The sequence below is a fragment of the Psychrobacter sp. P11G3 genome (genome assembly GCF_001435845.1).
Taxonomy (GTDB): Bacteria; Pseudomonadota; Gammaproteobacteria; order Pseudomonadales; family Moraxellaceae; genus Psychrobacter.
On record NZ_CM003596.1, the window covers coordinates 2,783,474 to 2,810,415 of the forward strand.

21 protein-coding genes and 1 riboswitch are annotated in these 26,942 nt (G+C 43.6%); of the genes, 11 read left to right on the top strand and 10 right to left on the bottom strand.

Features of this window, described 5'->3' with window-relative positions; all coding sequences use genetic code 11:
* Positions 1–240 precede the first annotated feature (240 nt).
* Positions 241–1,617, top strand: a complete 1,377-nt coding sequence (locus AK824_RS11260) for a dicarboxylate/amino acid:cation symporter (protein WP_057761609.1) — start codon at positions 241–243, stop codon at positions 1,615–1,617.
* A 118-nt stretch (positions 1,618–1,735) separates the two neighbouring features.
* Here the strand turns inward: AK824_RS11260 and AK824_RS11265 are convergent, their stop codons facing one another.
* Positions 1,736–2,491: a TSUP family transporter gene (locus AK824_RS11265; protein WP_057761611.1), complete on the bottom strand. Its 756-nt coding sequence runs from the start codon at positions 2,489–2,491 to the stop codon at positions 1,736–1,738.
* A gap of 464 nt (positions 2,492–2,955) precedes the next feature.
* Here AK824_RS11265 and nhaA point away from each other — a divergent pair, with 464 nt between their 5' ends.
* From nhaA to AK824_RS11280, 3 genes are all read left to right on the top strand, one after another.
* The gene (nhaA, locus tag AK824_RS11270) at positions 2,956–4,158 is read left to right on the top strand and encodes a Na+/H+ antiporter NhaA (protein ID WP_057761613.1); all 1,203 of its coding nucleotides are present in this window, start codon (positions 2,956–2,958) and stop codon (positions 4,156–4,158) included.
* 200 nt (positions 4,159–4,358) lie between these two features.
* The gene (locus AK824_RS11275) at positions 4,359–4,961 is read left to right on the top strand and encodes a DUF2799 domain-containing protein (protein ID WP_057761615.1); all 603 of its coding nucleotides are present in this window, start codon (positions 4,359–4,361) and stop codon (positions 4,959–4,961) included.
* A gap of 65 nt (positions 4,962–5,026) precedes the next feature.
* Complete coding sequence (locus AK824_RS11280) at positions 5,027–6,400, top strand: oxygenase MpaB family protein (RefSeq protein WP_057761617.1); 1,374 nt, start codon at positions 5,027–5,029, stop codon at positions 6,398–6,400.
* A 132-nt stretch (positions 6,401–6,532) separates the two neighbouring features.
* On the opposite strand, the gene AK824_RS11285 is transcribed toward AK824_RS11280, so the two are convergent.
* Positions 6,533–7,267, bottom strand: coding sequence for an NUDIX hydrolase (locus tag AK824_RS11285; RefSeq protein WP_057761619.1), 735 nt, complete (start codon positions 7,265–7,267; stop codon positions 6,533–6,535).
* A 619-nt stretch (positions 7,268–7,886) separates the two neighbouring features.
* On the opposite strand from AK824_RS11285, the gene AK824_RS11290 reads away from it, so the two are divergent.
* The 3 genes from AK824_RS11290 (at position 7,887) to AK824_RS11300 (ending at position 10,767) form a co-directional block, all read left to right on the top strand.
* Positions 7,887–8,702: an SDR family oxidoreductase gene (locus AK824_RS11290; RefSeq protein ID WP_082624643.1), complete on the top strand. Its 816-nt coding sequence runs from the start codon at positions 7,887–7,889 to the stop codon at positions 8,700–8,702.
* Between the two features lie 4 nt (positions 8,703–8,706).
* Positions 8,707–9,987 (top strand): AGE family epimerase/isomerase, encoded by a 1,281-nt coding sequence (locus tag AK824_RS11295; RefSeq protein WP_156410712.1) that lies wholly within the window; start codon positions 8,707–8,709, stop codon positions 9,985–9,987.
* A gap of 216 nt (positions 9,988–10,203) precedes the next feature.
* On the top strand, positions 10,204–10,767 hold the full coding sequence (locus tag AK824_RS11300) for an NUDIX hydrolase (RefSeq protein ID WP_057761624.1): 564 nt from the start codon (positions 10,204–10,206) through the stop codon (positions 10,765–10,767).
* A gap of 81 nt (positions 10,768–10,848) precedes the next feature.
* On the opposite strand, the gene AK824_RS11305 is transcribed toward AK824_RS11300, so the two are convergent.
* Positions 10,849–13,929 carry an insulinase family protein gene (locus AK824_RS11305; protein ID WP_057761627.1) on the bottom strand — a complete coding sequence of 1,027 codons (3,081 nt, stop codon included), beginning with the start codon at positions 13,927–13,929 and terminating at the stop codon, positions 10,849–10,851.
* Positions 13,930–14,326: 397 nt separating this feature from the next.
* Here AK824_RS11305 and AK824_RS11310 point away from each other — a divergent pair, with 397 nt between their 5' ends.
* Positions 14,327–14,788, top strand: a complete 462-nt coding sequence (locus tag AK824_RS11310; RefSeq protein ID WP_057761628.1) for a universal stress protein — start codon at positions 14,327–14,329, stop codon at positions 14,786–14,788.
* Between the two features lie 99 nt (positions 14,789–14,887).
* Positions 14,888–15,349 carry a universal stress protein gene (locus AK824_RS11315; protein ID WP_057761630.1) on the top strand — a complete coding sequence of 154 codons (462 nt, stop codon included), beginning with the start codon at positions 14,888–14,890 and terminating at the stop codon, positions 15,347–15,349.
* Positions 15,350–15,468: 119 nt separating this feature from the next.
* On the opposite strand, the gene AK824_RS11320 is transcribed toward AK824_RS11315, so the two are convergent.
* Positions 15,469–16,404 carry a LysR substrate-binding domain-containing protein gene (locus AK824_RS11320; RefSeq protein WP_057761632.1) on the bottom strand — a complete coding sequence of 312 codons (936 nt, stop codon included), beginning with the start codon at positions 16,402–16,404 and terminating at the stop codon, positions 15,469–15,471.
* A 221-nt stretch (positions 16,405–16,625) separates the two neighbouring features.
* Here AK824_RS11320 and AK824_RS11325 point away from each other — a divergent pair, with 221 nt between their 5' ends.
* A complete protein-coding gene (locus tag AK824_RS11325; protein ID WP_057761634.1) occupies positions 16,626–17,750 on the top strand; it encodes a YeiH family protein in 1,125 nt (374 codons plus the stop codon).
* A gap of 181 nt (positions 17,751–17,931) precedes the next feature.
* On the opposite strand, the gene AK824_RS11330 is transcribed toward AK824_RS11325, so the two are convergent.
* From AK824_RS11330 to AK824_RS13580, 3 genes are all read right to left on the bottom strand, one after another.
* Positions 17,932–18,141 carry a cold-shock protein gene (locus AK824_RS11330; RefSeq protein WP_045453470.1) on the bottom strand — a complete coding sequence of 70 codons (210 nt, stop codon included), beginning with the start codon at positions 18,139–18,141 and terminating at the stop codon, positions 17,932–17,934.
* Between the two features lie 243 nt (positions 18,142–18,384).
* Positions 18,385–18,807: a YbaN family protein gene (locus AK824_RS11335; protein ID WP_057761636.1), complete on the bottom strand. Its 423-nt coding sequence runs from the start codon at positions 18,805–18,807 to the stop codon at positions 18,385–18,387.
* A gap of 286 nt (positions 18,808–19,093) precedes the next feature.
* Positions 19,094–19,270: a hypothetical protein gene (locus AK824_RS13580; protein ID WP_156410713.1), complete on the bottom strand. Its 177-nt coding sequence runs from the start codon at positions 19,268–19,270 to the stop codon at positions 19,094–19,096.
* A riboswitch (TPP riboswitch) is annotated at positions 19,231–19,347 on the top strand. (Overlaps the previous gene by 40 nt.)
* 151 nt (positions 19,348–19,498) lie before the next feature.
* On the opposite strand from AK824_RS13580, the gene AK824_RS11340 reads away from it, so the two are divergent.
* A complete protein-coding gene (locus AK824_RS11340; protein WP_057761638.1) occupies positions 19,499–20,395 on the top strand; it encodes an ABC transporter substrate-binding protein in 897 nt (298 codons plus the stop codon).
* Positions 20,396–20,504: 109 nt separating this feature from the next.
* Here AK824_RS11340 and AK824_RS11345 read toward each other — a convergent pair whose 3' ends face one another.
* From AK824_RS11345 to AK824_RS11355, 3 genes are all read right to left on the bottom strand, one after another.
* Positions 20,505–21,803 carry a VWA domain-containing protein gene (locus tag AK824_RS11345; protein WP_057761640.1) on the bottom strand — a complete coding sequence of 433 codons (1,299 nt, stop codon included), beginning with the start codon at positions 21,801–21,803 and terminating at the stop codon, positions 20,505–20,507.
* Positions 21,804–21,811: 8 nt separating this feature from the next.
* The gene (locus AK824_RS11350) at positions 21,812–23,530 is read right to left on the bottom strand and encodes a hypothetical protein (protein ID WP_057761642.1); all 1,719 of its coding nucleotides are present in this window, start codon (positions 23,528–23,530) and stop codon (positions 21,812–21,814) included.
* Positions 23,531–23,818: 288 nt separating this feature from the next.
* Positions 23,819–26,788, bottom strand: coding sequence for a valine--tRNA ligase (locus AK824_RS11355; RefSeq protein WP_057761644.1), 2,970 nt, complete (start codon positions 26,786–26,788; stop codon positions 23,819–23,821).
* Positions 26,789–26,942 lie beyond the last annotated feature (154 nt).

Below are 26,942 nucleotides of genomic sequence, written 5' to 3' on the forward strand. Positions count from 1 at the left end.
ATATTGACTATATTATGGGCACATAGTTGTAACGAGGAATGTACATTTAGAATAAAATCAGAAAAAAATCTTGCAGTGCCCTTAGCTATTCTTTTATATTGTCCACGAAAATGTGACATCGAGCGACAATCACGGGAACTTAATAGTCATAACAAGCTTTGTAGTAAGGCTGATAAGTACAATCATGTTGGCTAATGAACACTTACTATAAAGCTGTTATGCACACAAAGGATATGAATTATGTGGAAGAATTTGGGACTGACGGGCAAGATCATTGTTGCCATGGTGCTCGGTATTGGACTGGGCCTATTTCTAAACTACTCAGGATTGAACGGCGAAGGTGGCTTTGTTAATACTTATATCACCAATGGCTTCCTTGCCATTGTTGGTAAACTATTTGTCAACTCGCTAAAAATGTTGGTCGTACCTTTGGTGCTTATCTCACTGATTTGCGGTGTATGCGGTATCGGTGATATTCGCCTACTTGGACGTATTGGTACTAAAACGTTCATTATTTATATGATAACCACTGCACTCGCTATTGCGACTGCAATTGGTCTTGGCTCGTTATTCGGTATCGGTAAAGGCATGAATATCGGAACGGAAGCCGAGTTTGAAGCAGCGTCAGCGCCGCCTCTACTTGATGTGTTCTCTAACATTATCCCATCGAACCCCATCAGTGCAATGGCAAATGGCGATATGTTATCGATCATCTTCTTTGCTATTTTGATCGGTGTCAGTATCTTGATGGTAGGTAAACCTGCCAAAGGCTTAGTGCAGAGCCTAGAGCTGATCAACGAAGTCATCTTAAAGATGGTCACGATCATCATGAACCTTGCACCATATGGTGTATTTGCGCTATTGACCAAAGCAATGGCAGAGCTAGGTTTAGACTTGATTTGGTCACTACTTGGTTATGTCGCGGTATTGGTCGGTTCATTGGCCTTCCACTTCTTTGTCACTATGATGATTGTACTTAAGGTATCTTCAGGCCTGTCTATCAAGACGTTCTTGGCAAAAATGCGTGAAGTACAGATCTTTGCTTTTAGTACCTCAAGCTCGAACGCGACGATTCCTATTACCTTACGTACGGTTACCAAGCGTATGGGTGTAAACAACTCAGTTGCGTCGTTCACTGTTCCTTTTGGTGCTACCATCAATATGGATGGTACGGCCATTATGCAGGGTACTGCGACCATCTTTATTGCCAACATTTACGGCATTGATTTGGGCGTAACCGAATACTTAACCGTCATCTTGATGTCAGTACTGGCGTCTGTTGGTACGGCTGGTGTACCTGGTGTTGGTCTAATCATGCTGTCTATGGTATTTGCTCAAGTGGGTCTACCAATCGAAGGTATCGGTCTAATCTTGGGTGTGGATCGTATCCTTGATATGTTACGTACTGCTGTAAACGTGGGTGGTGATGCTGCTGTTACTACTATCGTGGCAAAATCAGAAGGCAAAATGGATCTGGCTATTTACAATGATCCTAACGCTGGTGCAAAAGACGTATTTGATGGTCATATTGATGAAGACAATGAGCGTGAGTTCTCTGAAGTCTTTAGTGATGGCATCATGGGTAGTGAATACGATGATGTTGATCGTCGCCGCTAACCCACTCCTGCTAGATAGAAGTGTATAAAATAAAAAACCTCAGTCAAATTGGCTGAGGTTTTTTTATGATTAATAATCAGTAAATAATAATGATTGATACGGTTCTATCAACAACTAATTAGCCAAACACATATTTGGTCAACATCGCCAGACAGACCAGTACAATTACTGGACGAATTAATTTACTACCGCCTTTAACCACCATATGTGAGCCAAAATAGGCACCGATGGTTTGTCCAACCATCATCGCTAGCCCCACTTTCCACAGTACGTTACCACCCAAAATAAAGAAGATTAACGAGCCAATATTGGTCGATAAATTCAATACTTTAGCCGCGCCTGTTGCTTCGATAATTTGACGACCACGCAATGCCACATTGCCAAGCGCAAAAAACATACCCGTACCTGGACCGATATAACCATCATAAAAACCGATCAACGGTGCCACGACTTTTTGCCATTTGCCCTCTGAGATGCGCGGTGCAGCCTCTACCTCACCCAACCTAGGGGCAAATAATGTATAGATACCGATAGCCGCGATTAAAAACGGAATGACCTTTTCAAGCAAGTCAGGTGGTGACATCTGTACAGCAATGGTGCCGATAACGGAACCAATAAAAGCGGCGATGATAGCTACTTTGATACGTTGCGGTTTGACGACTCCTTTCCTAATCATAGTAATAGACGCCGCTAGTGCGCCTGATGCCGCTTGCAGTTTATTGGTACCGAGCGTTAATACTGGTGGGATGTTGGCCAGTAACATGGCAGGGATGGTCAACAACCCGCCACCGCCAGCGATAGCATCAATAAATCCTGCTAATGCGGCCACCGCAGTAAGCATTAAAATAATCTCTAACGAGAAAGTTAAGTCCATGACACTGACCTGCAAAATATGATAAGAAGAGAAAAGGAGTTCTGAGATAAGGCTAAAATATCGTTATCGATAAGCTGACAGCTTACCAGTGCTAGCAAAAGAAATAATGACACATCGCACAGCGCTGCTCATTATAAAGATAAAACCGTAAAAAAAGCCAAAAACGTAACAAAGTCTGCTAAATTTGTCTAATAACATTCCGAATATACTCAACCGAATAGCGACTTATTAAAAAGATGTAACGACTTACAACTATTGTGCTCGTCAAATCCTCTTTATAATATTGCTATTATGAATATAAAAAAGTAGACCGTTGGCACTGGCTCAACGTATTTTGTTGTCTATATTGATAAGAGTATGAGAAACTGTTTCTGTCTATTTGCTACCTCAAAATTATAGGTAGCGCAGACATTGATGGATATTTGAGGTTATTTAGTAAATTGTATTTAGCGAATGAGGATGATATGGCAATACGAAGGATTAAAGCATTTTTTGAATTTGAGGCAGCAGGCGGTATCGTCTTAGCATTGGCTGCCATTGCTGCAATGATCATTGCCAACTCCCCTCTTAATGTTTGGTATGAAGGTTTTATTCATGCACCAGTCGCCATTCAGATTGGTGAGTTTGCGATTGCCAAAGACGCTCATCACTGGATTAACGATGGTCTGATGGCGGTTTTCTTTTTCTTGGTTGGATTAGAGCTTAAGCGTGAAGTACTCATCGGTGAGCTGTCCAATCTCAAACAGATAATACTACCAGCAGGTGCCGCATTGGGCGGTATGATTATGCCAGCGATTGTCTATCTGCTCTTTAACTACAATGAGCCTGAGTTTTGGAAAGGTTGGGCCATTCCTGCTGCGACAGATATTGCCTTTGCACTTGGTATTTTGAGTCTCTTAGGTAATCGTGTACCCAACTCTTTAAAGGTATTTTTAGTCTCTATTGCTATCTTTGATGACATTGGTGCGATTCTGATTATCGCTTTGTTTTACACCAGTGAGTTGTCATTAGAGTCATTGGCAGTAGCTGGTTTATGTTTGCCGTTCTTGTATGTTCTTAATCGCCGTAACGTCACCAACATCACGCCGTATCTACTCATCGGTCTGATCATGTGGATTGCTGTACTCAAATCTGGTATCCATGCAACATTGGCAGGGGTGGTATTAGCACTATTTATCCCGATGTTCGATCGTACTGATCCTGAGCACTCTCCGCTTGAAGAGCTAGAGCATGATCTGCACAATACTGTTGCCTTTGGTATTTTGCCAATCTTTGCTTTTGCCAACTCGGGTATCTCGCTCGAAGGCGCAGGTTTTGCTGAGTTATTCCACTCAGTACCGCTAGGTATTGCTGCTGGTTTGTTTATCGGTAAGCAATTAGGCGTCATGATTATGTGCTGGTTAATCTTTAAACTTGGTATCTCAACCATGCCAAAAGGTATGGACTATAAGCAAATCTACGGCGCAGCTCTATTATGCGGTGTTGGTTTTACCATGAGTTTGTTCATTGGTGGCTTGGCGTTCGCTGGCGACACCACTATGTTTGATGAGCGCTTGGGTATTATTATGGGTTCAATCGTCTCTGGTATCGCAGGTTACATCATGCTAAAAATGAGCTTAAAAGACAATGCTAGTGGTACATCGGTCGATTTGACTCGCCCGCATTAATGAAACGTAGAATAGCTTATAGTGGTACTGATTAATATTGATGCCATTTATAAGCTGCTCTATTTTATTTATATATGCGTTATCGTGATGTTTAGAAATAATTTAGCAATCAATGACAAGACTATATAACGTGATTGATTGCTAGCATCATTTATTTGTGTTCATAGTTATTATCGTTATCACAGCTACCGGAGCTAATCATGTACCGACCTATACACCGCGTTGTACGTCAACTGGCATTAGGGTTATCTGTGTTCGGTAGTATCTATCTGCTAGCAGGCTGTGCAACACTCTCCAAGCAAGAATGTCTCGTCGGTGACTGGCAAGCTATCGGCTATAACGATGGCGTGACAGGTTACCATTCAGATCGATTAGCCTCTCATACAAAAGCCTGTGCCAAAGCTAGCGTCGCCCCTGACTACCAAGCATGGGAGCGCGGTCGTAAACTTGGTCTGCAACAATACTGCACCATTAATAATGCCTATAACATTGGCAGACGTGGTCGTCAGTTGAACAATGTTTGCCCAATCACTATGGCCAACACATTGCAAGTGGCTAATCGAAAAGGGCTAGATTATTACGCCTTAGACAGTCAGTTAGATAAAGACAGTCGCCTCCTAGATACTTACCAATCAGAATTCAATAAGTTAGAAAATGGTGACATGCTAGACTTTTCTAATGAAAAAGAAGCCCGTGCACGGCTGTTATCTCTATCTGATGAGATTCGTGATATCAAACGCCGTATCCGAACAACACAACAGCAATTAGATTCATTGAACCAATCCAGTAATTTTTACGAATAACTGGGGTGCGAAGCTAACGCAATGCAGGTTTTACGCTCTAACTCTGAAAATGGTACTTGATAACTATGGATAAGAAAATCATCAATACGGTAAGTACTCCAACTGACAAACCTGACTTTCAATCATCGAACGCTTATCAGCGTCATGGACGTACCACTGCTATTAATGACCATAGTGATTTGCAGGTTCTAAAACGCATTAAACGCTATTTATTACCAAAAGACTTTACGATCTCGCCTGCTCTACTAAATGAGATAGTGGCAGGTTATGATATTGGCGATCCACTCGCAGACGCGTTAGCCGCTCAGAACATAAAATTTGCAAAGCCCTTACAGCATACTATTCTTGGCGATAGTTCAAATAATAATTCTGCAAGCAATTACCTTGTAAACAATGACCTTGCAACCAATCCATCATTTAGCGCGCTCACTGAACAATTTAGCAGCCATCCTGACTGGTTCGACCCAAAGCTTGCTCAAATAGGCGCGGTTGCCTATCGGCGCTATCCATTGATGCTCATTTGGCTACTGCGTAATGTTGCTCTGATGGCTGGCTATAGCATTCCTGCCTTATCACTGCCACTCATTCAGACAGGTGCACTGATGCACGATGCGCTACCTCGATTGATGCGTACTTATGCTTATATCTTGGCTGTGTCTGAACACCCCTCATCTAATATGAGCGCAGACAATCAAAACAAACCTATCAAGCAAGTATTGGCCATTGGTTCTGAGGGCTGGCGACAATCGATCCAAGTACGTCAGATACATACCTTGGTACGGCAAAACTTACTCAAATGGAAAGGCAATGCTGCTACAGGCGTGATACCAAATGCCGAGCAACATCATAACCTTGACGGCAGTTGGAATACTGACTATTGGGGCATCCCTATCAATCAAACCGATATGATTGCCACCCACTTACAGTTCTCGTTACTGATTATGCGCGGTCTACGATTGTTGGGCGCACGTATTAGCACAGAAGAAGCCGAAGGTATCTTGCATCTCTGGAATCTTGCCAGTTATTGGATGGGGGTTGATCTAGATCGTTTACCAAAAGATGAGGCCGCGTGTTGGGAATGGCTCTATACCTATCTATCGATACAGCAGCTAGACTTTAAGATGGGTCAACCATTGGCAAAAGCATTGCATGATTTGCCGCGCCAGTTGATGGGTAAAGACAATCGCCGTGGACGTTTTGTTGAAATGGTTAACGCCAGTGTCACCCGCACCTTAGTTGGTGATGATATAGGCGATGGTCTGGACTTACCAAAATCAAAGATACGCTTTGGCGTGTTATCTTCAGTGCCGATTCTTTTTGCGCTCGATACTGCACGGCAGCATAATGCATCCGTTGCTCATAAGCTAGAAGCATTCCGTGCCAAGCGCCAAGACAATATGAACTGGTGGCTTAAGAAGAACGATGATTATTATAAGTAGATGACCATAGGCATTCCACTATAAAAGCATTACTGCGTTAACCTCGTTTGAAGTATCACATATGCATCTACACTCGGTTGCCTTGTACTACTTTTAAATTGCATCGACTATATTATAAGTAGATGACATTTATCAGCGTTTGTTTTCTACGCGGTAATACCATTCGAGCTGTCGATCAAACCCTGTTTCTAATAGGTTAGCAATTACCCGTCCTGTTAGTCCCCACACTGTCTCGCCATCGACCTGCCAGCTCGGCGTCAGTATGGTAGCCATTTGCTCTTGCATCTTATACTCAATTTCATACTCTACTGTTGGTTGAGTGACTAACGACTCTAAATCTGCCCAAAAGATACGTGATATCTCTCCCGCTTCAGGTACGAGTACCAGACCTGGGGCGATAAGCGCGACGATTGGACGTACGCTCATACCACTTTTTGAAGTTTGGATAGGTAGCTGACCAAGCAACTGGACTTTATTGGGCGGTAGCGCTGTTTCTTCACAGGCTTCACGCAATGCGGTAACGACATTATTGCCATCGCCTCGATCATGTTTACCACCCACACAAGACACTTCACCCGCATGACTGTTCATGTGGGCGGCGCGGCGTGTTAGTAGTAGTTTAGGCCTGCGCTCATGAGTAATCGCAACCAATATTGATGCATCAGCAATGGGTGTCTGATATAAGCTGTCTAAAATACGCGTACTTTGTGAGGTGTTGCCACTCTCGTACATCGCTGGACTCGTCAGCGCGTTCAATGTCTCGTGCTGCACTCGCTCGGCCAGTTTTCTGAGTGTGGGATGACGAATAAAACTTGGGACAGCGACGCTAAACTTGTTAAAGAAATCAATATTTTCGGGTATGGTCATTATCAAATCCTATGAGTGGTCATCTTCATATTATTCATGAAAATACCTGTGCCAGCATACCAGTATAACCTGTTGCTAGTATGGCAGCCTTTCTTATTAGTCCGATTATTGCTTTAGTAGATGCATCTCATATTGTTGTTGTTTCAGGCAAAATGCGATTCATTAACGTATCGGCTGATTGCTATACATATATCGGGTTACTATGATAAATATAAAATTGCTTGCCGCTTATGTATAGGCTTTGTTATGTAGACTGAGTCTCTATCAAAGTGAATATTTCAACAAAATGACTGTTTTTTGCTGTGTCTTCACACCTTTATAAATCACTAAATGCCTTATCTCGTCTTTCTTAGACGGTGATAACTTTATTGAATAAGACTTTCCCAATATCCTTTTTTCTTGATATTCGTTCATGGTAATAAGTCTCATAACCGTATTTTTGAATTACTAAACATTAACCGAGTAATATTTCAAAAAATGTATCTGAGTATTATGATAGTCGTTAGCAAGGCTATGAGGCAGACATTCTAAAATAGCATTATAAAAATATCGATGCCAGCGTCATAGGTTTGCTGTAATAAAAATAGATGACACCTCAAAAGAACGAAGGATACAGATTATGACAGACCAAATCGACAACATGATGCCACCTGCTGAATACATCAATGATAATTATAAAGGCTCAGGAAAACTGGCTGATAAGCGCGTTTTAATCACTGGCGGAGACAGTGGTATCGGTCGCGCAGTGTCTTTTCATATGGCACGCGAAGGTGCCAAAGTTGCCATCCTTTATCACTCTGATGAAGAAAGCGCGAATGAGACACGTGAAGGTATTGAAGCAGAAGGCGCAGACGCGTTGGTATTGCAGGGTGATACGGCAGATAGCAGTAGTTGCAAAGAGGCAGTAGAAGCCGTCGTGGCAAAATGGGGCGGCATTGATGTACTAGTCAACAATGCTGGTATGCAAAAGCCGTATCATGATTTGTCTGAGGTCAGTGATGAAGACTGGCAACAGCATTTCGATGTCAATATGGCAGGGATGTTTTATGCAACCCGCGCCGCCCTTGAACATATGAAAGAAGGTGATAGCATCATCAATACCACCTCAGTGAATGCGTATGTCGGCAATGATGTATTGGTGCCGTATACCGCTACCAAAGGCGCTATCGTCGGCTATACTCGCGCTCTATCGCAACAACTACTTAGTCGCGGTATTCGAGTCAATCAGGTGGCACCAGGCCCTGTAGTGAGCGAGATTCAACTGGTATTTAAAGACTTTGACAAAGATATTTTAGAATCTATGTCTTCACCAATGGGGCGTATGGGTCAGCCACGTGAAATGGGTGCTGCCTATGTATTTCTTGCTTGCCAAGACAGTAGCTTCGTGACTGGTCAGACCTTGCACATAAACGGAGGCATGATTACCAATGGCTGATATCATGGATTCTCCTGACTCCTCTGACCTGCTATCTGTCTGTTGGGCAGATAGCAGTACTCATCGCCGCTGGTTGCTTGCTGAAGGGCAACGACTGCTCGAACATTATGCCAAAGCACGCGTGCCATCAGGGTTTGCTACTTTGGGTCATGATGGGAGCATGGTAGATGACACAGCAAAGAGCATCATCACTGCGAGGATGGTGCACTGCTATGCGTTAGCGGCACTAATGGGTATACCGGGATCGGCAACACTTGCTGACCATGGCCTAGATGCGTTGCTCGATGGCCCATTACGCGACTCAGTACATGGCGGTTGGTTCAGTGATGCTTCTTCAACTCAGGAAAACCCATCACGCAAAAACGCCTATCTACATGCATTTGTCGCGCTTGCTGGCGCTTCTGCTAGCATTGCTGGTCGCCCACGTGGTTCAGAGCTCATGCAAGCTGCAATAAACGTTATCGATGAGCACTTCTGGTTAGAAAATGAACAATCGATGCTGCCCTCTTTTGCGGCTGACTGGTCTGATCCTGAAGATTATCGCGGTGCCAATTGCAACATGCATACGACCGAAGCCTGCTTAGCACTGGCAGATGCCTCGGGTGAGACGCGTTGGCTAGACCGTGCGCTACACTTAGCCAAGCGTTTCGGCCATGATATTCCTAGTAATTACGATGGTCGCCTACCTGAACATTTTGATAGCAAGTGGAATCTGTTACCTGACTACGATGCGAATGAACCTTCTGATGACCTGCGACCTTGGGGGCTCACACCTGGTCATTTTGCAGAATGGGCAGGACTGCTGCTGAAAGTTGAGTCTGCCTGTATTGCGCATGGTTATGACGTACCTGATTGGCTGCTACCTGATGCTACCGCATTATTTGATAGCGCTATCGAGCGCGGCTGGGCACCTGACGGTCAATCTGGCATGGTCTATACCATCGGCTGGGATGATGAGATTTCAATACCAAACCGTCCTTACTGGGTACAGGCTGAGATGGCTAATACCGCGCTGATGCTATCGCGCCGTACGGATGATCCACGCTTTGAACATTACTACCGTTTAGCTTGGGATTATATTGCCAGTACTTTGATTGATCTTGAGCATGGCGGTTGGCGTCATGAGGTAGATGCAGATGGCAACTTAAGTACGGTCGTGTATCCGACGCGCGAGGATCTTTATCATGACTTTCAAGCCACTGTAACGCCATTGATTCCTACCTCTGCCTCGGTAGCTGGTGGATTACGCACACAGATGCTCGAAACAAAAACCCAATTCCTATAACTTAATTGTTATGTAGGATATACTCGATAAGATAAGAACGCTTTGATGGCGATTGAAATACGCTGTCAGAGCGTTTTCACTGTAATCATAAAAATTAAAGGATATGCTTAAAAGCATTTTCCACTATCATTGCTGTATACAAAAGCAAACATCAGAACGGCAAAAAAACTTTTAAGATAAGTGGACACACAATATTTATTAATAAAGGTAGTTGGTATGAGCTATTGTCTCCAATGCGGTCATGAAGCAGAACGAAAAATCCCACCTACGGACAATATGCCGCGTTTGGTATGCCCTAATTGCCACTATATCCACTACGAAAACCCAAAAGTTATCTGTGGCTCGCTGGTGGTACATGAAGACAGAGTGCTACTCTGCCGCCGAGCGATTGAGCCACAATATGGGCTATGGACGATACCTGCAGGTTTTATGGAAAATGGCGAGACCATGGCTGAAGGCGCAGCACGCGAGAGCTACGAAGAAGCTGATGCCATCGTACTGAATCCGCATCTATACTGCATTTATGACTTGCCAGATATTGGGCAGATCTACTCTATCTATCTGGCCGATCTAAAAGATGGCGCGTATGGTATTGGCTCAGAAAGTCTCGACTGTGCACTGTTTAGCGAAGAAGATATCCCATGGGATACACTGGCGTTTGAAGCCATTCGCCGTACTCTAAAAAGCTACTTTGCTGATCGTAAGCAGTATAACGAGTTGTCAGAATTTCCGATTCATCAAGACAAAATTGGCAAAGATTTGAGTATCAAGCGATATTAGTCAATTACCTAATCGCAAAAAGCCAAGCATGATGCTTGGCTTTTTTGTGCTTAACTTTAATCAAAAACAAACCTAATTGTCTTAGCTCTTAATTCTACAAACCTCAAAGCCTAGGCCTTTTACTGCCTCTTCTTTGTCATAAGGCGCTAGCACGGCACGTACATGCTTTTTACCTTGCAGATATTGCTTGGCAACGCGCTGCAAATCAGCAACCGTGACGGCCAATATCGACGCACGCATTTTACGCTGCCAGTCAACACCGCGATGATGCAAGTTAGCAAAACACGCTTTGATTGCTTCGCCTGCAGGAGAGCCCGGCTTATCCATGCCTGAGATAATACCTAAGATAGCTTCTTCCAATTGCTCATCGGTTTGTGGCTCGTTTAATAGCCATTCGATACTGGCGTCAAAGTGAGCAAAGGTCTCAGCGCATTGTGGATCACGATAGCTAAAGAACTTAAAGGCACAAGCATTGGCATCGTAACCTGCGCCGCCGCCATAGGCACCGCCGCGCTCACGAATCGCACTGTGCAAATAGCCGTTACGTAAGTAAGGCGCCAATACCATTAGTGCAGCGGTATCAGGATGGTCAGCAGCAGGTACAGTATAAGCACTGGCATTGTGATAGACGTTGGTTGGTACTAGCCATGCTAAATCTGCAACATCGAGCACTTCGTTTTTAACATCGTCGCCACTCTCTAATGTTTTGACTGTATCAGTCGCATCATTCAATGCAGTATCTAATTGCAGATTGGCAAACTCGCTTGGGATATTAGTCTCAATATTGGTCAAATTCTCAGCAATCTTTGGCGCTTGGCTATCTTTCCAGCTATCGACGATTAAACTACTCAAGCGTTCGGTTTGCTCTGCCTCACAGATAATAACGGCATGCTTAGGCAAACTGATCAGACGTTGATGTAAATCCATCAAGCTCGTAGCCAGTTGATCCCACTGAGTATCATCTGTACTAGCATGTGCCAAGAAATCTTTAAGTGCGTTTAATGCTGGTAGGCCGCTGCGCACATACTCCAACTGCGCTTGGCGACTCATACCACGACTGGCCGTTTGCATCGCGTATGAATGACCAGATCCTGCTAGGTTTGATTGCCAACCCGCTTGACGCTGCTGCAAGATTTCTTTGATACGGTCATGCTCAGAGAAGATACTGTGCTCCATCACTTCCTTGAGCAAATCAATCGCTTCAGGCTTACGATTTAGCGCACGCGTTGCCACGACAAAGTAGCTGCTAATCGCTTGGCTATCATCGACATTGGTACGTTGGCTAATACGAGCGGTCACACCAGAAGAATGCGCGGCCTGTTTTGCCTGCATCTCATGAGCACTAAGCGAGTCAGTACCTAGCTCAGACAATAGACTTAAATAAATAGGCAACAATGGATGATTGATCACATCATTGACTGGTAGCGCATCTGCGCTCGCATTACCAATTGCTTCAGTGAGTGGGACAATCACTTGATAGTAATAAATGCCATTAGTGCCAGCTTCATACTCAAATAGCGTGCTGTCTTGCCCGCTCAAACGCACCTGCTTTTGCGTGCCTTCTTTAAAGCTAATATCCGTTGGTACGTCTTCTAAACCAACTTTTGGCAACAAGCTCAAATCATCTGGCGCAGCTTGACGTGCAGCCAAATCTAAAGCTTGTTGCTTTAAAATAGCTTTGTCATCAGCAGTCAAATCCATCGCGATAGTATCTAAACGAGTCTGTTCAGCTGCTGCCAAACGCGCTGTTTTTTCGCTATCAGGCGTCATCGTTACGCGTACACGATGCTGATTGTCCAATAGATGCGTTTTAATCAAGTTCGGTAGCCACTGCGGATCGACGACTTGCTCGCGTAGCCATTGTAGATGCTCATCTACTTCCCAGACGTCGATAGGGTTGCCATCATGAATGGCGGTACTAAAGCCCTCTAACATCAGGTTTAGACCATAAGGAATGCTATCGCCGCCGATGTGACGCTGATCAATCTCAATCTGATGCAGAATGGTTTCGATTGTCTCATCATCAACTGGTGAATTGGCCACTTCGGTCAGCAAATCAATAATGCCCTGCTCGACCGCTTCGGCATGTTCAGGGTTAGAGCCGCGCAGTCCCGTATAAAAGACCATTTCATAATGACTGTCATCAAGTCCCAATAGCGGACTTGGTGCTTTACCCAGTGGATGGCTATCAAGATAAGCACGCAATGGCGAGCCTGCATGCTCAATCAGCACGCCTTCTAATAGACGCAATGCTAAGCGCTGCTTAGGATCGGTAATCGATGGTAGTAACCAAGCAACCACGTGATGCGTCTGATCTGGGCCTGCTTCGTCAGCAGTATAAGTATCAACCGCACTGATTGGTGCAGACAAACGTTGCTCTGGACGCGATACATGCTTTTTGCCTGCTTCAAACTGAATCAAGGCATCTTCGTGTATCTTCGCTTGCGTCTCAGCAACAGGAATATTACCGAAGCTCATGATAACGCTGTTTGACGGATGATAATGGCTCTGGTGAAATTCGGTCAGCTCAGTGTGCGTCAAGTCAGGTATATCAGCAGGATCACCGCCTGAATTGTAGTGATAAGTCGTCGTTGGGAACAGATGATGAGCAACCGTATGATATAACTGATCAATCTCGCCACTCATCGCGCCTTTCATTTCATTAAAAACGATACCTTTAAACTGCGGCTTATCGTTTTCATCAAGCTCCACGCGGATGCCTTCTTGGGCAAAATCGAGCGGATGGATATTCGGGAAAAACGATGCGTCTAGATAGACAGCGAGCAAGTTAAAATAGTCATTTTTGTTCTGTGTCGCATACGGATAGGCAGTCCAATCAGCTGCAGTCATCGCATTCATAAACGTGTTTAATGAGCGTTTAATCATTGAAAAGAACGGATCACGTACTGGGAACTTGTTCGAACCACATAATGCCACGTGCTCTAAGACATGCGCCTCGCCTTTTGAATCCATTGGCTGGGTGCGAAAACCGACCAAAAATGCATTTTCATCACTTGGGTGTGCCAGATGATAATGCATCGCTCCTGTTTTTACATGCTGACTGATCAGCACATCCATCGATAGCGCCTCAATATGGCGATGCTCAATCAGCTCAAATGCTGGATGCAAGGTTAAATCAGCAGTAAATGGCGTGTCCGTCATAGTTATCCTTATCGCTTATTATGCGTATAGTGCCCTGAATGCCAGGGAAAATAGAGTAATAAATTGGCTAAAAAAGAGTTGGCTTAGCGCTATTAGTGGGGCTGCGACATGGATAAGTCAAGGCATCAGTCACGCAATAATCCACCACATAACCTACGCGGCTAGCAACTTTAGCTATTAAAGCCTTATAGTTACAAATTCATCAATATCCACAATTTTATTATGGATTTATCGCTTAACAAAGACGGCCTGCACTGCTATAGTTAATTTAGTTTAAAAGAATTACAAGGCAACTGAGTGCAGATGTATACGTGATACCTCAAGCGAGGTTAACACCGTAACTCTTTTATAAAGGATTGACTATACTGTAAAGTTAACGACTAACTAGGAGTATCTTATGAGCTACCAACACGTTTTACTGGTCACTGACTTACTATCCGATGCGGACAAAGTGGCGCTAAAAGCCAAGCGTATTCTCGCAGGCTCTCCTGAAGCCAGACTTTCCGTCTTGCATATAGTCAAGGATGACATGGTGCGCTTTGGTTATGAGCTCGTGCCTGCCTCTAGCCTCTCGGGTGATGTCGATAGTGAAAATTGGCAAGAAGCACGGGCTAGACTGGCACAATTTTTGGCACGTAATGAGCTGGAAGCAATCAACTCTGAGGTCACCGCTGCCATCTCTAATAGCAAAGGTATTATTAATTACTGCCGTGAAAAAGACGTCGACTTACTTATCATTGGACGCCATGAGCGTCATGGTATCGCTGCTTGGTTAGTAGGAGCCACTGCCGATAGTATCTTGCCAAATGTCCCTTGCGATAGCTTAGTGGTGAAGCTTGATCAGCCTGTCTTGGAATAATTGGCATTACTCTAATTCGTTGCTAAAGACGACAAGCTTTACTTAACAGCGCCCTAGAGTAGTGCTATAGTAAATACTATCTGACATGAGGAAGACGCTATGAGTTACGAACATATTTTACTGGTCACCGACTTACTCTCTGATGCAGATATAGTCGCCCAAAAGGCCAAGCGCATCGTCGAAAACCGTCCAGGCTCTAAGCTATCTGTTTTGCATATTGTCAAAGACACTATGGTTGGCTTTGGCTATGAGCTGGTGCCTGCCTCTAGCCTATACGATGAGATTGATGATGAACGCTGCCAAGAAGCGCGTGCAAAGCTGGCGCAGTTCCTTGAACGCAATCAGCTAAATGCAGCAACGTCAGAAGTCACGACCGCCATTTCTAGCAGTGAAGGTATCGTCAGCTACTGTCATAAACACGATGTCGATCTGTTGGTCATCGGTCGTCATAAGCGTACTGGTATCGCTGCATGGATCAGTGGCGCAACTGCGGATAACATCTTACCTAATGTACCTTGCGATAGCTTTGTCGTAAGACTGGACAAGCCTGTTTCAGCATAAAAATATGCTCTGATTGTCTTATGTGATATAAAGCATACCCTAAACAAAAAAGCGCAGCGTAAACTTCAACGCTGCGCTTTTTTATGGCTGATAGCTTTAGGTTCATCCAGACTCATTGTTTAACCTTGTTGAATAATATCTATAAAGGTTTGCCAAATCGGGCTTTGGTGACGGGCTTTATGCCAGACCAGCCACCATGTACGCGATAAATCAATTCCCGCTACGTTCACTTGTACCAGCTCACCTGTTGCTAATTCTGTCTCAATCACATGCTGCGATAGACAACCAAGACCAATATCTGCACTCACCATGTGCTTGATGGCTTCGGACTGATGTATTGCCTTTACCACTTCTGCATTAGGTAGATACTTAAGCAATTGCTCATCGATAATCTGCCTTGTGCCTGACCCTGCCTCACGTACCAGTAGCGGCAACTGCGCTAGCTGATTAATACTCAGCTGATAGCAGTCCTCGTCTTCGCTATAGGTAGCCACATTCTTTAGCCACTTGCTATCACGCTTGGCAAATATCATCAGCGTATCAGTGCGCCACTCACGCTGCTCAATAACTTTCATATCTACCGGACGCGGCATTCCTTCTACCAGCGCGATATCGATATTGAGTTGCTCAACCTCGCTCACTACCTCTTGCGTATTGGCAATATACATATCGACATTGGCATCGGGTAGCGCCTCATATAGCTTGCCAAGCAATGACGGCAGCACGTAATTACCAATAGTGGTACTAGCACCGATGTGAATCTGTGCTGCTTGATATTGATGATAATGCTCAAGCGTGAGTGATTGTCCCAAGATAGCCTGTGCCTGTATATAAATAGGATGAGCATTGGGATGCTGATTGAGCCGACGACCAACGCGCTCAAACAGCGGCATCTGTAGTCTAGACTCCAGCTCTGTCAGCGCACTACTGACCGCTGATTGCGATAAGTGTAGCTCCTCACTGGCGCGACTGGTGCTACCTGTCTGATAAATACTGACAAAAACAGCGAGCTGCTTAAGCGTAATCTTTGGCACTGTCTGCACAGATTTTTTCATATTATCAATGATGCCTTATGTTAGTTTTTGCGCTGTTTTATTCGTGATGCGTATCTTTTTTTGCTGCTCATGCGCGGTATATCGACTTCTATCATAATCTCTAACCTAAAAAATCGATAATTTATATCTTATTAATCTGTTTTTATTATAAATGTGGCGGGCATATACTGTCCATTCATAAGCTTATGCTTATCTTAATATAAGTAATAGGATGCCGCGTCATGCACACATTCGTCCAATCAATCAGCAACTCCGTTCATAACTATACCCCTAATCACCGTCACTTGGCAGGATTGGTAGTTGTTCTGATCGGTAGTTTGTTCTGCTTATGGTTGGACAGTAGTCTGGATGTATGGTCAAACGGACGTATCGTTGGACTATCCTCTTTAACGCTAGCGATTTTGCTAGGCATGATCTTGGGCAATACCATCTATCCCAAGTTCACTGAACGTTTAAACGGCGGCGTTTGCTTTGCCAAAGGTCAGATATTGCGACTTGCGATTATGTTTTATGGGTTTAAACTGACCATGACACAAGTTGCGAGCGTCGGTATGCCAGCGATTATGACTGATGCGCTGGTACTGACGTCAACCTTTTTGCTGACCTATTGGTTGGGTACTAGATGGTTAAAGGTCGATAAAGAAACGGTTATTTTGATTGGCTCAGGCGCGAGTATTTGCGGTGCTGCTGCCGTCATTGCTGCAGAGCCAGTGGTCAACGCGCAAGCTCACAAGGTCACTATCGCCGTGGCAACTGTGGTGGTGTTTGGCACTATCGCGATGCTACTATATCCTTTTCTCTATCATCTCGGTTGGTTACAGCCTTGGCTCAGCGCCCAGCAGTACGGCATGTACACTGGCTCAACCGTTCATGAAGTAGCGCAAGTCGTAGTCGCAGGTAATGCAATCAATACTGAGATTGGCGATACCGCTGTTGTGACCAAGATGATACGCGTTATGATGCTCGCGCCTTTCCTGCTTGTGTTATCTTTTGCGCTAACCAAAGATCGTACCGTAGATGATTCGACTCTAGAAGATAAAAGCAGTAAAAACGAGACAGCGTCATTTATGACTCGGGTCAAACAAGTCAAAGTGCCATGGTTCGCGTTTATCTTTATCGGTATTGTGTTGATACATACATGGGTGCCGATGTCTGAGAGTATCGTACGCAGTATGGTGATGCTAGACGATGTGCTACTTACAATGGCTATGTTTGCATTAGGTCTGACCACGCATCTAAGTGCGATCAAACAAGCTGGCGTTAGACCGCTTATTTTGGGTGCCATTATGTTTGGTTGGTTAATACTGGGCGGTGGTCTGATTAATATCGGCATTAGCTTTATATAATAAGCTAAATGTCCATTCTTAACTGCTGATGTCATTGCACAATATAAAAGGCCTCCAACTTTCTATGTCGGAGGCCTTTCTACATCTGTCATTTCATTTAACACCAAATGATAGACGAAAAAAAACGAACCCGAAGGTTCGCTTTTCTACATCTATTTATCTATCTGTCTATAAAGACAAATTAGATAGCAACGATGTTATGTGCTTGTGGGCCTTTTTGGCCTTGAGTTACAGTGAACTCAACTTCTTGGCCTTCAGCCAAAGTTTTGAAACCTGAACCAGTGATTTCGCTGTAATGAGCAAAAACGTCTGCGCCAGTTTCTGGAGCGATAAAACCAAAGCCTTTAGCTTCGTTGAACCACTTAACTGTACCTTTTTGAACGTCTGACATAGTATAATCCTACTTTTAAATTTATTAATGGTCTAGTGACCGGTAACGCTTGCAAATAGCTACTGAACGATAAATATTAAAACGAAGGATTATAACTAATACTACGAGGTAATGATTTGGTGCAGAACTGCTCTTAAGCTTGGGCGTATTATAAGGGGTACATCCCAGTATCGCAAGTCTTATCTCATGTTTCGTGTAACCAGAGCCGTTTATTGACCGATTTTGGCGCAAATTGCAACAGATTTAGGCATTTGGTAAACGGAACAAATATATCGCTACCCCACTACAGACAGCGGCTACCGCCCATGCCATCCACATCATATCGGCAGGCAAACGATAAAATAACATAATTGTCGATGCTGCCATCATAACCGTCGCTAAACACTTGGCATAAAGCGGAACGGCATGATTTGCTTCCCAGTCACGGACAAATTTACCAAAGTATTTATGATTAATCAGCCAAAAATGAAAACGTCGAGAACTGCGTGCCCAGCAGCCTGCTGCTAGCAAGATAAAAGGCGCGGTGGGCATCACTGGCAACAATATACCGATAATACCTAAGATAAAAAACAGCCAACCAAGCGTCACAAAGGTCCAACGCAGCATTGGGCTGTTGGATTGATCCGTCTTGGGTCGGTAATAGAACGCTTTTTTATTATCGGTCATATAAGTTGTCGGTCGTGTAAGTTGTCAGTTATGCCAAATGTCAGTTGTTTAAAGTAGCGCCTATTATATAAGCGGTGGCATAGAAGGCTAATCATGCAATATCGCCCGTCTGCGCACAAGACTATTTATATAAGGTTTTTGCTATTGATAGGTATGTTTGGTTAGTAATTGGGTAAGTACCAATGATAAATGCTGCACTTTTTTATTAACACGTCGATTAAAAGCGCTTATAAAAAGCTGTCATAAATGAGAACTTTTATAAAGAGCGATTAACGAACACCAGTCATCACCTGCCATCGTCTTTCCCGATACGCGCTTGCATCCCATCTTGTAAGTCGTCTATGATGATGCAGTAACTATCGATAATAGCCATTCGCAGTACGGATTCATTAGCAGTACTGATCAAAAACAATGTAATACCAATCAATCTTGTCGGGGTGCTTTGATTTAACGCTGTAGACACAGCCCACATCATCGCTGAGAGACACCCGTGAACCTGAAGCAGTTAGCACTGACGTAGGAAACAAGCGTGACACGCCTTAATAGGTCTACAAATAAGAGCAGTCTATAGAGGATGTCCTGTTATGAACGCACCTCTAGTATTGAGACCTTACCTTTCTTATTTGGCCTTTCTTGTTTTACTTTAATAGTATCAGTCTGATTGTTTTCCATACCTAAAAAGGAAACAACCATGCAGCCGACCACCAAACTTACTCTGACCCTCGAATGGTTTTTAAACCCTGATCATCTGCCCTTTATCGCTGGTGTGACCACAGGCGCATATGAGCAGGCAGGGCTTGATATTACTATCATCGAGCCAGATGACCACTATGATGGCTTTGCCGAATTACAGAACCAAAGTATCGATCTGCATGTAAATGAACCGATTCATCTGTTTGAGCATTACGCGCCGAATTTGCGTGCGCTTGGCTGCTTTTTTGAGACCGATGGCGGCATATTGATGCAACAGTCCAGCATGGATAAGCTCAAAAACAATCAGCCTATTCGCATCTGTACCCCTGCTGCTGAAGAAAAGACCAATCGTATTGGCTTTGAGATATTGGCGCGTTATGCCAAGAAAAATGGCTTTAGTATCAGCCGTGATAATGTGAGCTTTGTGCAAAAAGACTTTTATCATATAAAAAACCTGCAAGAAGACCCAAGCCTAGATGGTGCATGGTTATGTTTTTATAACTTTGAAGGCGTTGAAGCGACTCATGAAGGGCTAGACTTTACGTTTATCGATCAACACCTGTCACCCTATCCGAATTTTTCGGCGTTAGAGATTCTGACAACGGATGAGATCTATAGCGCGAAAAAAGACGCGATAGATACCTTTATCCAAGTGACCAATCAGATGACGGAACTGTGTAAAAATGATTCAGAAATTGCCCACCATATGTATTACGACTATAGTAAAACCGAAGCAGATATACTGATGGATGCCATTATTGATAATACGCTAGGCAGATTGATTACACCGATCAAGCCTGATGCAAGTAAGTGGGAAGAACTGCGCGAGATGCTAGCCGAGATCGATATCGTGACGTTGACTGATGAGCAATATCAATCGCTGTGGGCGCTATAGAGATTTTAGAAGTTAAGATATTTTGAATAACAAAAAACCGCCATCATATTTGCTGTGGCGGTTTTTTATTTAGCTGTCATCGAATAATGAGGTTAACGCAGTCATACTTTTATAGTGAAGTGACTATACCAAGCTGCTTGGCTTCTTTTAGCCACATTGGAAACTCTTCTAGCATGTTTTCATACAAAGCTTCTTCGCTAATGTCATCCAAATCATCGAGTTCAAAAAAGTCGCAATTATCAATCACGCGCCCTGTCATGTCGTCTAGTTTTTTGAGGATGCCATAACCACGACCACCTAAGCCCACAAATTGCCAAAATATCGGCAGTTTCGCGGCTTCCGTCATGACTCTCGTGATACCGCGATTGTCATTCACCCCGCCATCACTGATAAATAGCACGTAGACAGGCACATCCAAGCCGTCCTTTTGATAAAACTCCGTCACCGCTTTCATGACTTCTGCTTCATTGTTTATGCGTGGGCCAAGTGCCCATTTGCGCCAGCCGCCATGAGCGTTGTTGATAAAACCGTCATAATTGCTCAGTCCAATCTCGCCCAAATACTGCGGATCTCGGGCAAACGCCCAGCAGTCTAGTGCTTGGTCGTCATCGAAGTTCACTGCCAATGGCAATATGCGATTGACTACCTCTTGCACGCGGCCTTTTTTGTACTGTCTATTCATTGAACCTGAGGCATCTAACACCAACGCTACCTTTGCGGTTAATTGCTGCAATTGGCGTTTCTCAAGCGATATCGTGGCTTTTTTGGCCAGATTGACCAGTTTTGGCGCTTTGTCTAGCATGACCTTCTCTAACGACGGTTTTGCTTGCACTGGCGCTACGGTCGGCTCGAGTACTTGCGGGCTACTCTCTTCTACGTCACCACCGAAATGCTGCACGATGGCGGCAAGTCCACCATTAAAGCCTTGCGCGACGTTGGATACTCGCCAAACGCCACCCTTACGATACAGCTGCATCAGCATACTGGCTTGCTGCTGGGCAAAATCTGCTGCTTGATACGCTGCCTGCACTTTTTGCGACTGCTGCCAAATACCAATCTCTAACGATTGAATTTGATTGAGCGGCGTGTCGGCTGATAACACAAAAAACAAGCTGTCTATATTTGCAGCCAGTTTGGATAAGTTAACCTCAAACTCGGCTTGGATGCCTTTATTCGCCGTTGGCTGCGATTCGTAATGGGTAAGCTTGATTTGCCCGCACGGTGAGGTTGGCTGATTGTAAAACACCATGTAATCATCATTGATCAGTTTGCCCGCTGCGTCTAAGGCAAAGCAGCTAATGTCCATCTCTATTGGGCTTTGACGAGTGAACTTAAGCGTGATGGGTGCGGTGTCGTCAATAGCAAGATTGCTTAAAGGCGCGCGTTGTCCGACGGTGAGATGGTTCATGGTGTTCCTTAACGTTGAGTATGCCTCTTTACCGCAACAATAGTCTGCCAAGTAAGTATGACAAACAATATATAAAATAATAAGCTTGTAAATTCGAGACCCTCTCTACCCTGTAAGAATCTACTAAAAGGTAAAAAACTTTCTGCAATACTATTTGCTCTGACAGATAGAGTATTAAAATCACGATTCCAAAAATACTCGTTTTCAACAAAAAATCTATTGTGCCAATCAATAATTTCTGAGTAAATCACAACACTGATTACTAACCAAATTATGGGTAAAATATAATTACCACCAAAATTTGAAGCCCATCTATTGAAAAAAAGTATAAAGCGATTAAACCATTCCCCACCTTTAATTTTCAGCTCTCTTCTATAAGCCTTCATTTCTTCGATAAAGAACCTGTTTGCCTCAATTTTATTGCCTGCATCATCAAATGAGTTTTTTATAATTCTAAATGTTTCGCGATTTGTGTTTATTGGACTAATATAAACATTAAGAAAGTTAGGTGTATCTTTTAAGTTAGTTTTTGAGAAGTCTAATCCAGAATTAAATTTAACTCCTCTAAAACTAGAGAAGTCCATAAAAGTAACATATTTGAAAACTGTTAAGAATTTTTCATTATCCTTTTCCACTTCATTTCCAAAATTTACATCTTCAAATCCAGCAAAATCACTGAATATACATTTATCAAATTTTGCTTGTATAAACCTACTTCCAAATAGATCAAAAATTTTAGTGACGTTAGAGTTTTCAAAATTAAAAATATCAATATTTTTATTCTTAATTTCTAATTTTGATTTAAAATTTGTGTCTATTATTTTAAGCTCTTTAATGTTGGAACTGCCTGCTTTATACTTATAATCATGCATTTCAACTTCATTAAAATATTTGTCATCAAAACCATTTATTTTTAAATCAGTTTCAAAACTGCAATTAGATATTATTAATTTATTAAAACTATGACAATTTCTTATTCTTAAAAATTCGCTGTTACTGGTAGATAAAGCTACAAGAGCGCTCTTTTTTTTAATAGAATCTAAAACATCAGGAAAGCTAAAAAGGTTTTTTTTAAAATTTAAATTTTGGATATCTACATCTTTTAAAAAGTCACACTCAAAAAATACATTGCATAACTCTTGTTTATTATCATCTGAAGCAGATAAATAAACATTATTATGGAAATTACAACTTATATAACGGTACTTTTCACCAAAGCCATTCTTATAGAACGGAGTAATATAAATGTCTTTTATAAAATCACATAATTCAAAGTACATATTATCATTTGTACTGAGTCGACTTGAATCGAACTTACAGTTGATAAAATCTATTCTACCTAGTCTATATAGTACCTCCTTAGTTTCACTAGTTACATAAATTAGATTGTCGTCTTTCGGAAAGTGAATATCCTTAATACTTATACTAATAGATTTCAATCTATCACCTAAACTACTAGAGACACCTGAATACTCCCCTATGCCCAAATAGACTTTCAGATCATTAATATCCTTATCAAGAGCCTCAGCTTCGTACTGATTTTCACACTCTGATCGTAACTTTTCAAGTTGAATAAAAACCTCTTCTGATATATAACTTTCCAGTAATTCATAGAATTTCAGCAAATAACAATGAAAATTATTTTTATTTTTATCTTTAAGACTTAGTTGATATTTATCAAGTAAATCCGAAGCCTTATTAGAGAAAATAACAGAATTACTTTGCATATGTTTAAACTCTTTACTAAATTTATATTTCTCTAAAACTAAAACTTAATATAGCTAATACTATTAGACTGGATAGAGTCTATAATATCCAACAGTTAAGGCATGTTTTGGTTTTGCACCTCAATGCCAACCTACCCTATACTTTCTTACTTAGGTCACTCTTATTGTTCTTGCGCGAGGGACGAGCGCCGAGCGAAGCCTTTAAAAAGACACCGCCTCATGCATCGCATATTTGCCCCTTATTAAAGGACTCCGATGCTGAGGCTATGCTTTTTAAGCTCTTTCTGCTCACAACGCTTTCAGCTGCTCCATCTGCGCTGTCATCGCCGTCAACTGCCCTTCTAGCTCAGCCAGTTTCGCTTTCTCAGCATCGACCACTTCCGCAGGTGCTTTACTGACAAAGCCTTCATTACCTAGCTTACGAGCGATACCATCGGCTTGCTTTTGTAGCTTTTCATGCGCTTTGCCCAGACGTGCCAGCTCAGCCGTTGGATCGATCAGACCTTTCATCGGTACGAGTACACGTAGCTGACCGACCATACTTGATGATGACAGTGGCACTTCATCGCCTTCTTTGACGATCTCTAAGCTCTCGACTTTGGCAAGCGCTTTGAACTGGTTTTTGATACGTGATAGACGCGCATCTTCATCTTGAGAGACGTTTTGTAGTAGCACTGGCAGACGTACCGCGTTACCCAGTTTCATCTCACCACGGATGTTACGGACGCTCGCGATTAGCTCTTGTAGCCATGCCATATCCGCTTCGGTCTGCTCACTGATTTGGCTACCATCAGTCTGTGGATAGTCAGCGACCACGATGCTGTCGGTGTTTTTGCGACCCAGTAGCGGCGCAATGGTCTGCCAGATTTGCTCAGTCAGATACGGCATGATTGGATGGGTGAAACGTAGCGCCGTCTCTAGCACGTGCAGCAGCACATAGCGGATTTGCGCTTTGCGTTCGTCAGACACCGAGTCATCATTTAGGCTGGCTTTGGCAAGCTCAACGTACCAATCACAGTACTCGTTCCAGATAAACTCATAGATATCTTGGCTGACCATATCGAGACGATACTGGGCGAAATGTTGATGAATGTCTTTGATACTAGAGTTTAGACGACTCATGATCCATTTTTCTGGTAGTTCCCATACATCAGGGTTCGCCGTTTGGTCGATAGGCTTGGCACTGCCTTCGCCATCGACACAGTTCATGAGGACAAAACGGCTGGCGTTCCAGATTTTATTACAGAAGTTGCGATAGCCCTCGACACGCTTTAGATCAAAGTTGATATCGCGACCAGTACTGGCTAATGAGGTAAAGGTAAAGCGCAGTGCATCCGTACCATACGCTGGGATGCCTTCTGGGAACTCTTTACGCGTTTGCTTTTCGATTTTGGCCGCGTCTTTTGGGTTCATCATATTGCTGGTACGTTTTTCCACCAACGCTTCTAGCTCAATACCGTCGATTAGATCAATCGGATCTAAGACGTTACCTTTTGATTTTGACATTTTTTGACCGTTGCCATCACGTACCAGACCATGCACATATACGGTCTTAAACGGTACTTGCGGCGTGCCATCTTCGTTTTTCACAAAGTGCATGGTCATCATGATCATGCGGGCAACCCAAAAGAAAATAATGTCAAAACCTGTCACCAATACGCTAGTTGGATGAAAGGTGTCCATCACGCGTGGATCAGCGTTGACGTCTGCCCAGTCAAGCGTACTGAACGTCCATAGACCAGAGCTGAACCACGTATCGAGTACGTCATCATCTTGGCGTAATACAACATCATTGCTTAGGTTGTATTTGCTACGCACTTCGGCTTCGTCACGGGCGACATAGATTTCACCTGTCGCATCGTCATACCATGCAGGGATACGATGTCCCCACCAGAGTTGACGGCTGATGCACCAATCTTGTAGATCGGTCATCCACGCCATATACATGTTTTTGTACTGCGCAGGAACGAACTCAATGCTGCCGTCTTCTACCGCGTCAATCGCAGGCTTGGCAAGCTCTTTGACCGCGACATACCACTGATCGGTCAACCATGGCTCAACGATCGTGCCGCCACGCTCAGCACGCGGAGCCTTAAGTGCGTAGTCTTCGATATCTTCTAGCCAGCCTTGCTCGCCTGCTTGCTCTACAAGGAATTTACGCGCAGCAAAACGCTCAAGTCCTGCATAGTCACTAGGCGTGGTTTCTAACTCTGGCTCACGCGTTTGCAGATCAGGATAAACTTCCATCGCTGGCAAGATATTAGCGCGCTCATCAAGAATATTAATCAATGGCAAGCTATGACGACGACCCAATTCATAATCATTAAAATCATGCGCTGGAGTGATTTTGACACAACCCGTACCGAAGTCTTTTTCGACATAGTCATCAGCGACGATAGGCACGACACGGCCCGTGATTGGCAAAGTAATGGTTTTGCCGACTAAATGCGCATAACGCTCGTCGCTAGGATTAACGGCGACAGCGGTATCACCAAGCAATGTCTCAGGACGCGTAGTAGCAACCACCAGATAGTTTTTACCATCTTGAGTCGTTAAGTCTTTATCTGTGAAATGATAGCGGAAATGCCACAAGCTACCTTTTTCGTCGTGGTTTTCCACTTCTAGGTCAGATAGCGCGGTTTGGAACTTTGGATCCCAGTTAACCAAACGCTTACCACGATAAATTAAACCATCGTCGAACAGACGAACGAACACTTCTTTTACTGCGTTAGACAGACCATCATCCATGGTAAAGCGCTCACGCGACCAATCAACCGAGCTGCCCAAACGGCGAATTTGGCTAGTGATATTGCCGCCCGACTCTTCTTTCCATTCCCATACTTTATCGATGAAATCTGCACGCGTCATATCGCGGCGCTTGATACCTTGCGCTTCCAGACGACGCTCAACGACCATCTGGGTTGCGATACCCGCATGATCCGTACCTGGCTGCCAAAGCGTATTGTCGCCATCCATACGGTGATAACGGGTGAGCGCATCCATAATAGCGTTGTTAAAACCGTGACCCATGTGTAGCGAGCCGGTGACGTTTGGCGGTGGCAGCGCAATAGAAAACGACTCGTCTTTGTCAAACGTCGGCTGAAAATAGCCACTTTCTTCCCAGCCTTGATACATACCTGCTTCAACTTCCGCAGGGTTATAGGCGCTCTCTAATTGGCTTAGCGCCGCTTGGATCGACTGGGTCAGGTTGGTTTTCGCATTGCTATCAATGCTGGTATCGGTATTAGGATTGCTCATAATAGGGTGATCTTATTGTTGGTAATGAATGTGGTCAAACTGAGATGGCACAGAATGCTATAAAAACAGAGAAAGTTATTGATAGTGTGATTTTAACGCAGATAGGCATATTTTGTTAGATGGTAAGGCAATTTATAGGACGTGAACCGCATTT

What these genes read in the sequence shown, in the direction of transcription:
- AK824_RS11320 (WP_057761632.1), bottom strand. Translation starts at nt 16,404, where the DNA reads ATGAAAAAATCTGTGCAGACAGTGCCAAAGATTACGCTTAAGCAGCTC.
- AK824_RS11285 (WP_057761619.1), bottom strand. Translation starts at nt 7,267, where the DNA reads ATGACCATACCCGAAAATATTGATTTCTTTAACAAGTTTAGCGTCGCT.
- AK824_RS11305 (WP_057761627.1), bottom strand. Translation starts at nt 13,929, where the DNA reads ATGACGGACACGCCATTTACTGCTGATTTAACCTTGCATCCAGCATTT.
- AK824_RS11355 (WP_057761644.1), bottom strand. Translation starts at nt 26,788, where the DNA reads ATGAGCAATCCTAATACCGATACCAGCATTGATAGCAATGCGAAAACC.
- AK824_RS11265 (WP_057761611.1), bottom strand. Translation starts at nt 2,491, where the DNA reads ATGGACTTAACTTTCTCGTTAGAGATTATTTTAATGCTTACTGCGGTG.
- AK824_RS11280 (WP_057761617.1), top strand. Translation starts at nt 5,027, where the DNA reads ATGGATAAGAAAATCATCAATACGGTAAGTACTCCAACTGACAAACCT.
- AK824_RS11335 (WP_057761636.1), bottom strand. Translation starts at nt 18,807, where the DNA reads ATGACCGATAATAAAAAAGCGTTCTATTACCGACCCAAGACGGATCAA.
- AK824_RS11275 (WP_057761615.1), top strand. Translation starts at nt 4,359, where the DNA reads ATGTACCGACCTATACACCGCGTTGTACGTCAACTGGCATTAGGGTTA.
- AK824_RS11315 (WP_057761630.1), top strand. Translation starts at nt 14,888, where the DNA reads ATGAGTTACGAACATATTTTACTGGTCACCGACTTACTCTCTGATGCA.
- AK824_RS11260 (WP_057761609.1), top strand. Translation starts at nt 241, where the DNA reads ATGTGGAAGAATTTGGGACTGACGGGCAAGATCATTGTTGCCATGGTG.
- AK824_RS11325 (WP_057761634.1), top strand. Translation starts at nt 16,626, where the DNA reads ATGCACACATTCGTCCAATCAATCAGCAACTCCGTTCATAACTATACC.
- AK824_RS11310 (WP_057761628.1), top strand. Translation starts at nt 14,327, where the DNA reads ATGAGCTACCAACACGTTTTACTGGTCACTGACTTACTATCCGATGCG.
- AK824_RS11330 (WP_045453470.1), bottom strand. Translation starts at nt 18,141, where the DNA reads ATGTCAGACGTTCAAAAAGGTACAGTTAAGTGGTTCAACGAAGCTAAA.
- nhaA (WP_057761613.1), top strand. Translation starts at nt 2,956, where the DNA reads ATGGCAATACGAAGGATTAAAGCATTTTTTGAATTTGAGGCAGCAGGC.
- AK824_RS11340 (WP_057761638.1), top strand. Translation starts at nt 19,499, where the DNA reads ATGCAGCCGACCACCAAACTTACTCTGACCCTCGAATGGTTTTTAAAC.
- AK824_RS11350 (WP_057761642.1), bottom strand. Translation starts at nt 23,530, where the DNA reads ATGCAAAGTAATTCTGTTATTTTCTCTAATAAGGCTTCGGATTTACTT.
- AK824_RS11300 (WP_057761624.1), top strand. Translation starts at nt 10,204, where the DNA reads ATGAGCTATTGTCTCCAATGCGGTCATGAAGCAGAACGAAAAATCCCA.
- AK824_RS11295 (WP_156410712.1), top strand. Translation starts at nt 8,707, where the DNA reads ATGGATTCTCCTGACTCCTCTGACCTGCTATCTGTCTGTTGGGCAGAT.
- AK824_RS11345 (WP_057761640.1), bottom strand. Translation starts at nt 21,803, where the DNA reads ATGAACCATCTCACCGTCGGACAACGCGCGCCTTTAAGCAATCTTGCT.
- AK824_RS11290 (WP_082624643.1), top strand. Translation starts at nt 7,887, where the DNA reads ATGACAGACCAAATCGACAACATGATGCCACCTGCTGAATACATCAAT.